Source organism: Actinokineospora sp. NBRC 105648 (genome assembly GCF_030269645.1).
GTDB lineage: Bacteria > Actinomycetota > Actinomycetes > Mycobacteriales > Pseudonocardiaceae > Actinokineospora.
Genome location: NZ_BSTR01000038.1, coordinates 41522 through 52705 on the forward strand (window position 1 = coordinate 41522; position 11184 = coordinate 52705).

The window sequence follows — 11184 nt, forward strand, 5'->3', positions numbered from 1 at the left end:
CCGCTGCAGTGTGGTGGTGGTGCGGCGTTCTGCTGCGTCAGGTCGGCTGAGCACCGTAGTTCCCGCCGGTGCCAGCGAGATCAGCACCAGCACGATTCCTTGCCGCGGTCAGAATTCCCGAGCCGTCATCGATCCTAGGTCAGTTGGGTCATCAGCTCAGCTGCCTCGACCATCGCGTTCGCCTGGTGGTACAGAGCCCTCGCCCGTGCCCAGTGCCGCCCAGCCGACGCTCGATCGCCCACTCGGGCCTCCAGTTCGCCCAGGTCCCGGTGCAGGTGTGCCAATTCGTAGTCATCCGGCACCGCGGTCCGCACCGCCAGTGCCCGCTCCAAGTGCTCTCGGGCCGCGGTCAGGTCGTCGCCCGCCAGGTAAGCGCGGCCGAGTTGGTTGAGTGCCGAGGCTTCGCCGTGTCGGTCGCCGACGTCTCGGCTCAGGTCCAGGGCCGATCGGAAAGTGGTCACGGCCGCCCGGACATCGCCTGCCGCCAGGTAGGCCCGGCCGGTGTCCAAAAGGGACTCCCATTCCAGCCACCGGTCGCCGATGGCCCGGCTCATCGCCACGGCCTCGTCCAGGTGGGCCAGCGCCGCCTGGTGGTCGCCACGCTGGAGCCAGGCCTCGCCGAGGGTGTCCAGGGTTGCCGCGGTGAGGCGGTCGTTGCCCAAGCCCCGGAACGTCTCCAGGGCCTCGGTCAGCGGCGGCAGGCTCTCGCTGGCGCGGCCCATCCGCACGAAGGTGTGTCCCAGGTTCCGTTGTGACAAGGCGCGCCCCAGGTCGCTGCCCGCCTCGGCGCAGCGGGTCACGGCCAACTGGTGTGCGGCGATCGCCTCGTCGAATCGGCGGAGTTCGGCGTAGGCGTTGGCGATGTTGTTGTGCACGTGCCCCTCGCCCGCCAGGTCGCCCGCCGAGCGAACGGTCCGGAGCGCCCGCTGGTTGGTCTCGAGGGCTTCCCGGAGGCGTCGCGTCATGAAGTACGCGACCCCGAGGGCCCGCAGCATCTCCGCTTCCGCCACCGGGTCGCCCAGTGCCGTGGCCGCGGCGGCGCCCTGCCTGCACAGCTCCACGCGGTCGTGCCAGTGGCCGGTGGTGTCGTAGAAGCTGGTCAGCAGGTACGTCAGCTGCCACGCCGAGTCCAGCCTGCCCAGTTCCCTGGCGCACTGCGCCACCGCGCGCAGGTTCGCGCGTTCGGCGTCGAGGAAGGCCAGTGCGCCGTGCCGGTCGGCGAACGGCACCGACGGCCGCGGGTGCCGCAGCGTCGGGGTCACCAGGTCGCGGTTCGGGTCGATGACCCGGTTCGCCTCGTCGGCCACCACCAGGTACCAGTCCACCAACCTGGACAGCGCCGCCGCGCGCTCGTCCGCGCTGGCCTTGCCCGCCGCGAACTCCCTCACCAGGTCGTGGAAGCGGAAGCGGTCGTGTTCGGTCTCGGTGATCAGGTGCGCGGCCGCCAGCGCCGCCAGCGACTCGCGCGCGCTCTCCTCGGACACCCCGCTCAGAGTCGCCGCAAGCGCGGTGCTCACCGTGCTGCCGGGACTGACCCCGAGCAGTCGGAACACCAACGCCCGCAACGGTTCCAGTGGCTCGTACGCGCTGGAGAACACCGCTCGGACCGTCCTGGCGTCGCCCTCGACCGCCAGGGTGTCGAGCCTGCCCGCGCCGACCAGCTCGGCCGCCGACTCGGCCACCGTGCGGGTGGGGTGCGCGACGAGCCGGGCCGCGGCGATCCGCAGGGCCAGCGGCATCCCACCGCACAGCCTGCCCAGCCGGGCCGCCGCGCCTGCCTCGCGCTCGATCCGCTCGGTACCGACCACTCGGGCCAGGAGCGCGAGGGATTCCTTGTGCCCCAAGGTATCCAGCGCGACCGAGTGCACCGCGTGCCGCGTCCCCAGGGCCGCCAACGTCTGCCTGCTGGTCACCACCAGCAGGGTGTGCCCGCTGCCGGGGACCAGCGGGAGCACCTGGTTGACATCGCCCGCGTTGTCCACCAGCACCAGGCAGCGCCGCTCGTGCAGCAGCGACCGGTACAGCGCCGCCCGCTCGGGCAGCTCGGCGGGCATCCGCTCGTCCGGCACGTCCAGGGCGCGCAGCACGTGCGCCAGGGCGTCGGCCGCGCTGGCCGAGCGGCGCGCGTCGTGGCCGCCGAGGTCGAGGAACAGCTGACCGTCCGGGAAGCGCGCCGACACCCGGTGCGCCCACTGCACGGCCAGCGCGGTCTTGCCCATCCCGGCCGCCGCCGAGATCACCACGACCGGCCGCTCGTCACCCGGGTCGGCCACCACGGCGTCCAAGGTCGACAGTTCGCGCTCGCGCCCGGTGAAGTGCCCGACCCGGGCGGGCAGCTGGGCGGGCCCGCGCACCGCGGGCCGCGGGTCCAGCGCCGGGTCGCGGCGCAGGATGGCGGTGTGCAGGGCGACCAGGTCCGGTCCGGGGTCCACGCCGAACTCGTCGGCGAGCCGCTCCCGGACCTCCCGGTAGACCGCGAGGGCGTCGGTGTGCCTGCCGCGCCGGTGCAGGGCGAGCATGCACAGACCGGCCAGCCGCTCCCGGGTCGGGTGCGCCGCGACCAGCCGGGGCAGCTCGCGCTCGGCGTCCTCGTGCCGCTGCAGCCGCAGCTCGGCGTCCCACAGGTCCTCGACGGCGGCGATCCGCTGCTCGCGCAGCGAGTCGAGCTCGCCGCGGCCCCAGCCGTCCAGCACGGCGTCGGCGAACGGGTCGCCCCGCCACAGCGCGAGCGCGGCCCGCAGCAGCGGCGCGGCGTGCTCGGCCTCGCCCGCGGCCAGGTGCTTGCGCGCCGAGCGGACGTCCCGTTCGAACCGGAGCGCGTCGACCGACTCCGGCTCGACGACCAGCACGTACCCCGGCTCGCGGGTCTGCAGCACGGCCGGGAAGCCGCACGCGGTGAGCGCCTGGCGCACCCGCGCGACGTGGCTGTGCAGGGTCTTGACCGCGGTGCGCGGCGGGTCCTCGCCCCACAGGACGTCGATCAGCCGGGACGCGGGCAGCACCGTGCCCGCGTGCAGGGCCAGCACGCCGAGCACGGCGCGCTGTCGGGTGCCGTGCACCAGCGCGCGCCCGGCCGGGCCGACGGCCTCGACCGGACCCAGCACGCGCAGTTCGCCGGGTCCGGTCACCCCAGCTCCTTCCGCGCACCTTGGTAAAGAAAGCGTAACCAGGCGACTGCGCCGCGCAAACGGCCAACCGGCTGAGCCGGACGGTCCACGCGGGCCAGCGTCGGTTGCGCTGCGCGACAACCGTGCCACAACCGGTCGCCAGCAGGCTCGCGGCACACCCTGTCAGCGTGACCCGCGAGGAGAACCCCGATGTCCCGCAGTCGCCCAGCACTACTGGCCACCGCCGTCGCGGCGGTGGTCGGCGCGCTCGTCCCCGCGCTGCCCGCCGCCGCGGCCGACGCCGTGGCCCAACCCCTGCTGCCGCCGCCCACCAGCCAGTGCGGCCCGCTCGACGTCACCTTCGTCATCGACGACACGTCCAGCATGGGCGGCGCCATCGCCAACATCAAGACCGGCATCAACGCGATCATCTCGGACGTGGCCACCCTCTCCGGCGGGGACTTCAAGCTGGGCCTGGTCAGTTTCAAGGACAACGTCCGCGTGCTCAACGACCTGGCCGCGGGCAACCAGGCCGCGGTCACCACCGCGGTCAACGGCCTGGTCGCCAGCGGCGGCGGTGGCACCCCGGAGGCCTCCGACGAGGCGCTGAACACCGCGGTCAACAACCTGCCCGCCGCGGGCCGCCCGCAGACCGGCGACTTCCTGGGCACCTGGCGCAGCAACGCCACGAAGATGATCGTGCTGGTCACCGACGCGCTGCCCGGCGGCTTCGACGACGTGCACGCCCCGGTCGACGTGACCAACGCGCACACCCGCGCGCTGCAGGCGCAGAACAACATCAAGATCAACAGCATCTACGTGCCGACCGGCGGCGTGTCCGCCCCGGTCGTCACGATCATGCAGGACTACGCCACCACCACCGGCGGCGTCTACACCCAGGCCGCGGCCAACGGCTCGAACGCGGCCACCTCGATCCAGCAGAGCCTGCGCAACTGCCGCCGCACCGACGTGTTCATCCGCGATCACGGCTCCGACACCGGCGTCGAGCCGCACGGCCTGAACCCGATCTGGACCAGCCCGGACATCACCGTCTGCCCGACCATCGCACCGTGCGCGGGCACCAACCCGGTCGTCGGCGGCACCAGCTACATCCACGTCAAGCTGAACAACCCGGGCCCCAACGGCTCGGGCAACGGCACCGGCAACCTCAAGCTCTACTACACCTCGCAGGGCGGCGCGGCCGTCTGGCCGACGCACTGGACCCACATCAACACCGCGGTGAACGTGACCGTGCCCGCGGGCGGCATCAACGTGGTCATCCCGTGGAACGGCGTCCCCGGCCCCGGCCACTTCTGCCTGCTGGCCCGCTGGGTCTCGGCGACCGACCCGATGACCTTCGCCGAGGGCCCGAACACGCTGACCAACACCCGCAACAACAACAACATCGCCTGGCGCAACGTCGACACCGTGCGCCTGGTGCCCGGCCAGCCGACCACGCACCCGTTCACCCTGGGCAACCCGAACCCGCGGGCGACCACCAACCTGGTGATCACCGCCGTGGACGAGCCGTTCGTCGGCCGCGGCAAGCTGGTCATCGACCTGGGCCAGGCCCTGACCGCCCGCTGGAAGGAGTCCGGCGGCCGCGGCACCGGCGTCCGGCAGGTGGGGGAGACCCAGTTCGAGGTCACCGACGGCAAGCTGGCCCGGCTCGACGGCCTGGTCATCGACCCGAAGGAGCGGTTCGAGACCAAGCTGACCTTCACCGCGGGCGCGGACGTCAAGTCCACCCTGCGGGTCAACCAGACCGACGAGAAGGACGAGGACCTCGGCGGCGTCGAGTTCCGCATCACCACCGGCTAGGGGCGGGGTAGGGGAGGGAACGGTCCGGCCACCGCGCGGTGGCCGGACCGTTCGCCTGCCGGGATGCCCGCTGGACATGCCTCCCGGACATGCCTGCCGGGGATGCGTGGTGGACATGCCCGCGGGACATGCGTGCCAGACATGCCCGCGGGGGATGTCTGTCAGGCATGCCGGACAGACATGTCGTCAACCATGTCTGTCCGGGACGCAGGGGAGCGATACTGTCGCGCATGCGCGCAGCGGTCTGGGCAGTGGCGGCGGTGGTGGTCCTCGCGGGATGCGCGGCCCCGGACACGGCGGTCCGCTTCGAGCGGGTCGACCTGCCCGCGGAACCGATCACGCTGACCACCGCGGGCGACGCGCTGGTCATCGGGGTGCGCCGGGGCGAGACCCCGGGCATCCTCCGCCGGGCGGCCGACGGCACGACCACCGAGATCCCGGCCCACGGCACCACCCCGTACGGCCTGCTCGCCCGCTGGACCGCCATCGCCGTCGACGGCGACAAGGTCGTGGCCGTCGGCGGCGAACGCGGCGGCGCCCACGGCAACGTCCGCTGGAGCGTCTGGAGCGGAACCACCGCGGGGATCACCGAACAACGCCAAGCCTTCAGCACCTTCGGCGGCTACGGCGCGGGCGACCTCTTCGACGCCGAGATCACCACAACCGGCCCAGTGGTCCTGGGCGGCTGGGAAAGCGCCAAGGTCGGCTTCGACGTGGCCACCTGGCTACCGGACGGCGACATCTGGAACAGGCAGAGTTCGGCCGGAACAGCACTGGAAAGCTCCCAGGCAGAACTACCGTTCCCACTGGCCGCGACAACCACCGGCGACGGAATCCTGATCGCGGGCTGGGAACTGGCAGGCAGCCGAGAACAAGCAGTCGTCTGGCGATCGACCAGGGGTGTGACCGGCTGGACAAAGCAACCATTACCGGACACCGGCACCGCGGCCCAGGCAATGGCCATCCGCTGCACCGGACCGAGCTGCCTCATCTCCGGAGCAGTAGACGGAAAACTGGCCATCTGGCGCTTCGCGGACAACACGTGGACCCGCCTATCGGGCGTACCGGCGATCGCGGTGAACCCCCAAGAGCCCATCGCCGCCCCACTGGAGTCCAACGGCCAGGTACTCCAACTCATCACCGACGGCGACCGGGTGAAAGCGATCACCGGCCAACCGGGAAGTTGGCAGACCCACGACACCACAGGCCCCACCGGCAAGATCACCACGGCGATCCAGCTGGCCGACACCACCTACGCCATCACAACCCCCGGCACCCTCTGGCGAGTGTCCATAAAGGATCTGAGTGCATAGATCGCAGTCAGCGGCTCCCACCATTCGGCAATGCCCAACTCACACACCGTCATCCACGTCGGTCGGGGGCAGCCGCAAGGCGCCGATTGCTTCCATCTCTCATTCTCAAGCCCTACGGAACGCAACACCCGTTACGGATGTGCTCGATCTGGCGGACTCCCTTTGTGTGGGGGAGGAGTGCCGCTAACCTTGACCTGGTGGTGGGGATGCCCTTCACCCCACGCTTTTTCCCCACAGCCGTGCTCTAGGGGCCCCGCGCAAAGGGAGTTCGCCAGATCGAGCCTGCGTCTTAGTCGGGCAACCTGTATGAGCTACGCGTCCTGAACTGGGCGTAGCCCATACAGGTTGCCCGACTTAAGAGCGGGCTCGATTCAGTGAACTCACTTCGTGCGGGGCCCCTAGAGCACCGCGGTGGTGAAAAAAGGGCGGGTGAAGGGCATTCCCCACCACCGGCAAGTTTAGCGGTACTCTCCCCCCGCACGAAGTGAGTTCACTGAATCGAGCACATCCGTAGCGGGTGTTGCGTTGGGTGGGGCTTGAGATTTAGGGATTCGAGGGATTCAAGGTGAGAATATTGCGAGCGAGGGTGTATTGGTGGGTACCCCGTTTCCGGGGCCGTGCCTGGGAAGCGTTTCGGGGGCAGTGTCTGAGGGAGCGGGCAACGGACAGCGGGGCAGGGGGCAGGGGGCAGCACACCGTCTGCGTGTCCTGGCTGTGCTCTCGAACGCCCTGACCACCGCCCAACCCAACGTGCGCGCCGCGCGGGCGACCGATTTTCGCGTAACGCGGTGATCACCGGTGTCGACTAACGGTTGTGCCCAGGGGGAGCGCGTTGCCGGACACCGGCGAACCCAGCCTGCGGGTGGTACGCGGGCCACGCCCGTTCTACCTGCGGCGCCGCTTCCTGCGCCCGTTCGCCCCCGCCGCCCTCGTCGCCGTGGCCGGTCTGCTGGCGCTGACCACCTCGGCGAACCTGCTGCTGCCGCTGCAACCGCTCACCGTGATCAACGGCAGCGTCGGGTCGAAGGCCGACTACTTCGAGGACGACCAGGTCCGCGACCTGCTGCTCCGCCACCACATCCGGGTGAACATCACCCGGCAGGGATCCCGGGAGGGTGCGGGCAGTGACCTGGACACCCTCGACTTCGTCTTCCCGTCCGGCCAGCCCGCTGCCCGGCTGGTGGTCGAGAAGCGGATCGCCGAGGGCAAGCGGCAGACGGTGCACCGCCCGTTCGTCAGCCCGGTAGTGCTGGCGACCTACCGCGAGTACGCCGACACCCTGGTCGCGAACAACCTGGCCACCGCCCAGCCCACCGCCGGTGGCGAGCCGCCGTACTACTACAACGTGTCGATGGCCCCGTTCCTGGAGCGGATGCGCGCGGGCGAGACCTGGAACGACCTGCGGCTGGGCGACCGGGGCCTCAGCAACGACAACGTCGCGCTGGTCAACACCACCGACGTCTGCGTGTCCAACGGCGCCGCCACCTACCTCAGCCTGGTCGCCTACCTCCACCGGCACGGCGTCCCCAAGGATCTCGCCGACGCCACCGACCTGGGCAACGAGATCAAGCCGCTGCTGCGCGCCCAAGGCCAGCCGATCGTCTCCCCGGAGCTCTACTTCGTCGACGAGGGCCGCAGGAACGCGCCGATCATCGTGATCTACGAGCACCAGTACCTCGCCCACCAGCTGCGCCACCGGGCCCGGCAGGGGCAGCTCGACCGCGACCGCGTCCTGCTCTACCCCGACGTCGCGCTGCCCAGCGAGCCGCAGTTCATCGGCCTGACCGAGTCCGGCACCCGGCTCGGCAAGCTGCTCACCACCGACCCCGACCTGCGCAGGCGGGCGATGGAGCTCGGCTTCCGGGTCTTCGACCCCACCGGCGAGACCGCCAGCCCGCAGCTGTCGAGGTTCCTCGCCGAGAGTCGCGTCCCCGAGCCCGCCCGCGGCGGCATCGAGACCAAGGTCCTGCTGCCCGACCTGCCGCTGCTGGAGAAGATGATCGAGGTAGTCGGCGACTGCCCGAAACCGGGGAAGTGAGCGGTGGCCGTCTTCGACGCGCAGTGGTGGGGTGCCTGGTGGCCGTGGCTGCTGGTCTGGGTGGTGACGGTGGCCGCGCTGGTCATCGCGATCACCATCGCCGTTCGGCACTGGCGGGAGAACCGCGCGCCGGAGCGCAACCGCCGCCACGGCGTCGGGTTCTACCTCGACGACGAGGGCGTGATGGCGCTCTACCGCCAGTACGGCGGCAAGTACAAGGCGGCGCTGCGCCAGGAGGTGCAGGAGCGGATCAGCGCCAGCCGCGAGGTCGAGCTGGGCGTCGAGCTGGCCCCGGTGCGCGCGGCGGCCAAGCGCGGCGTCAACAGCGAGGTCTTCCGCAGCTACATCGAGAACGTCGAGCCGATCACCGCGATCGAGATCATCCTCGACGTGCTGGCGCGGGCCGGTGACGTGGTCGACGTCGACCTGCGCAGGCAGCAGGTCGTCGGCGGGCCCGCGCTGGACAACACCCTCGACGAGCAGGACCGCCCCCGGGAGGTGCGGCTGCGCGACCTGGAGACGTTCGTGTCCCTGCGCGGCCTGTTCCACGCGACCACCACCGACGCCGAGACCTCGGTGTTCGAGGCCCCCTACGGCGACCCTGCCGACCCGGCGGCCTCGCCGCGGATCCGGTTGTCCTGCCGCACCTCGGGCCTGCGCGCCGGTCCCGTCCCGACCCGCTCGTTCCCGGCGCGCTGCCTGGGCCGGGTCGAGGACTGGGACCCCGAGACCAAGGTGCTCACCGTGCACCCGATCGCGATCTTCCGCTGACCGCCCGCCGCTCTCGCCCACCGCACTGTCCAGTGCGGCTGTCCACAGCGGCCACTCACCGCGGCCACTCACCCAGCAGCGATTCACCTGGCAGCGATTCACACAGCAGCGATTCACACAGCAGCGATTCACACAGCGGCCAAGCACACAGCGGCCAAGCGCCTGCGGCGATTCACACTGCGGCGATTCACTTGGCGGCCAGGCACTCAGTCCTCGTCGTCGCGCTCGCGCAGCGGCACCACGAACCACAGGAACCCGATCAGCAGCGCGCTGGCCCCGGCGATCGCGAACGCCCAGCCGCCGCCGACCACCATCTCCGCCAGCAGCAGCACCGAGGCGGTCACCGCCAGGGACAGGCAGACCAACCCGGCGATCGTGGTGCGGGTGGCCAGCCGCATGATCTCCGGCCGCTTGCCGCGCCGGAAAAGGATCCGGTGCCACGCCGCGGGCGCGGTCAGCAGGCCGACCGACGCCACCGCGAACAGCACGGCCACCAGGTGCGTGGCGCGCTCGAAGGCGTTGGCGTCGCGGACGTACACCTCGGTGAACGCGATGGAGAGCAGGAATCCGAAGAGGATCTGGACGCCTGCCTGGGCCACCCGCAGCTCTTGCAGCAACTCGTTGAGGTTGCGGGTGATCCGCTGCTCGGGCGACTCGTCGGCGGTCGGTGTACTCATGTCGGGACTCTCCTCGGTGCGCGGTCTGCACAGGGATGTTCCTCGGACCGCCCGATCGGAAACCGGACATTCGGCTCAACTGCCCGCCGTGCGCGATCAGCCCTGATAGTCGCTGGTCACGATCACGATCACGCCCGGGTCGGCGAGCCGCAAGCTCTCGGGGCGCGCCAACGGCTGCAGGTGGAACTGACCCGCCAGGTTGAGCGCGGCGGGCTCCTCCTCGGTGCCCGGCCGGTAGTACACCGTGGAGGTGGGGAGTCTGCCGCCGGTGTAGTTGCTCACCTCACTGACAGTCCAGCCGCGCTCCCGGAAGTCCGCTTTGGCCTTGTTCCCGAGCCCGGCGATCGTGGAGTTGTTGTAGACCCGCACTACCGAGGTCCCGGCCACGGCGGCGCTGGAAGTCGTCGTGGCCGTCGCGGTGGTCGAGGTCGTCGTGGTCGCCGATCGCTCCACGGTCGTGGTCGTGCCTGCCTGCTGGGCCGACGTCGTGGGTCCCGTGGACGCCACCGTCGGTGCGGGGTTCGCCGTCCCCGCCGGCTCGTCGACCAGCGCGTTGGTCGCCAGCACGGCGGCGGTCACCCCACCCGCCAGCCCGACCGCGGCGGCGGTGATCCACAGGGCCCGTCGGGGAGCGCGGGCGGGTGGCGTCGTGGGGATCGCCGTCCGCCCGGTCCAGGCCCCGTTGCGGACGAGCGCGAGCTGGTTCGCCGTCCCGGTGCCCAGCCTGCTCGGCATCGGCCGCCCGGCCGCGCGGGCCATCCGGCGCAGCTCCGCGTACAGCACCTCCAGGCTCAGCAGCTCCGGCCCGCCCGCCACCCCGTCGCGTAGCAGTCGGATCAGGCCGCCGGTGAAGGCCGTGTACCTGGCCCCCGGCGGGGCGAGCGCGACGGCGTTGGCCGGTGCCGAGGCGAGCGTGTAGGTGCCCTCCACCTCGACCTGCCCGGACAGCGCGGCCGCCATGGTCCCGGCGGTGGCCCGGCCGCTGAAGCAGCAGTCGAGCACCAGCACCCGGTTGACCGCCGGGCTGTCGCGCAACACGTCGCGGATCACCTCGAACGGCAGCGCGCTCACCCGCAGCTCGTCGGGGTGGGTGTCGGGCAGGGTGAGGTAGAGGTCGCCGCGGTCGGGGCTGAGCAGGCCGTGACCCGCGAAGTAGACGAAGACGGTGTCGTCGGCGTTCCCGGTGTGCTTGCGCAGGGCGCGGTAGACGGCGCGCACCGAGTCCGCGTTGTCCACCACCGTGCAGCGCTCGGGCAGGAACCCGCCGCGGCGCGGGTCGGTCAGCGCGGACTGGAGTCCATCCAGGTTGTTGACCACACCCGCCAGGTCGGGCAATTCCGGCGCGGTGTGCCTGCTGGTGCCGATCAGGATCGCCGACGACCGCGCCGGATCGGGCATGCGCACCCGCGTCTGCACCCCCTGGGACGCCGTTCAGAACGAGATCACCCTAGACGCCC

Annotated in this window: 7 protein-coding genes; 4 read left to right on the forward strand and 3 right to left on the reverse strand. The window is 71.2% G+C overall.

Going from position 1 to position 11184, the window contains the following annotated elements; translation table 11 throughout:
* Positions 1–134: 134 nt before the first annotated feature.
* Positions 135–3128 carry an AfsR/SARP family transcriptional regulator gene (locus QSK30_RS26890; RefSeq protein WP_285506937.1) on the reverse strand — a complete coding sequence of 998 codons (2994 nt, stop codon included), beginning with the start codon at positions 3126–3128 and terminating at the stop codon, positions 135–137.
* Positions 3129–3317: 189 nt separating this feature from the next.
* Between QSK30_RS26890 and QSK30_RS26895 the strand changes: the two genes are divergently transcribed.
* The 4 genes from QSK30_RS26895 (at position 3318) to QSK30_RS26910 (ending at position 9050) form a co-directional block, all read left to right on the forward strand.
* Positions 3318–4928, forward strand: coding sequence for a vWA domain-containing protein (locus tag QSK30_RS26895; protein WP_285506939.1), 1611 nt, complete (start codon positions 3318–3320; stop codon positions 4926–4928).
* A 230-nt stretch (positions 4929–5158) separates the two neighbouring features.
* Positions 5159–6241, forward strand: coding sequence for a hypothetical protein (locus QSK30_RS26900; protein ID WP_285506940.1), 1083 nt, complete (start codon positions 5159–5161; stop codon positions 6239–6241).
* An 814-nt stretch (positions 6242–7055) separates the two neighbouring features.
* Positions 7056–8279: a hypothetical protein gene (locus QSK30_RS26905; protein WP_285506942.1), complete on the forward strand. Its 1224-nt coding sequence runs from the start codon at positions 7056–7058 to the stop codon at positions 8277–8279.
* 3 nt (positions 8280–8282) lie between these two features.
* Positions 8283–9050, forward strand: a complete 768-nt coding sequence (locus tag QSK30_RS26910; protein ID WP_285506944.1) for a hypothetical protein — start codon at positions 8283–8285, stop codon at positions 9048–9050.
* A gap of 206 nt (positions 9051–9256) precedes the next feature.
* Here the strand turns inward: QSK30_RS26910 and QSK30_RS26915 are convergent, their stop codons facing one another.
* Complete coding sequence (locus QSK30_RS26915; RefSeq protein WP_285506946.1) at positions 9257–9727, reverse strand: DUF6328 family protein; 471 nt, start codon at positions 9725–9727, stop codon at positions 9257–9259.
* 96 nt (positions 9728–9823) lie between these two features.
* The gene (locus QSK30_RS26920; protein ID WP_285506988.1) at positions 9824–11125 is read right to left on the reverse strand and encodes a caspase, EACC1-associated type; all 1302 of its coding nucleotides are present in this window, start codon (positions 11123–11125) and stop codon (positions 9824–9826) included.
* Between the last annotated feature and the right edge of the window lie 59 nt (positions 11126–11184).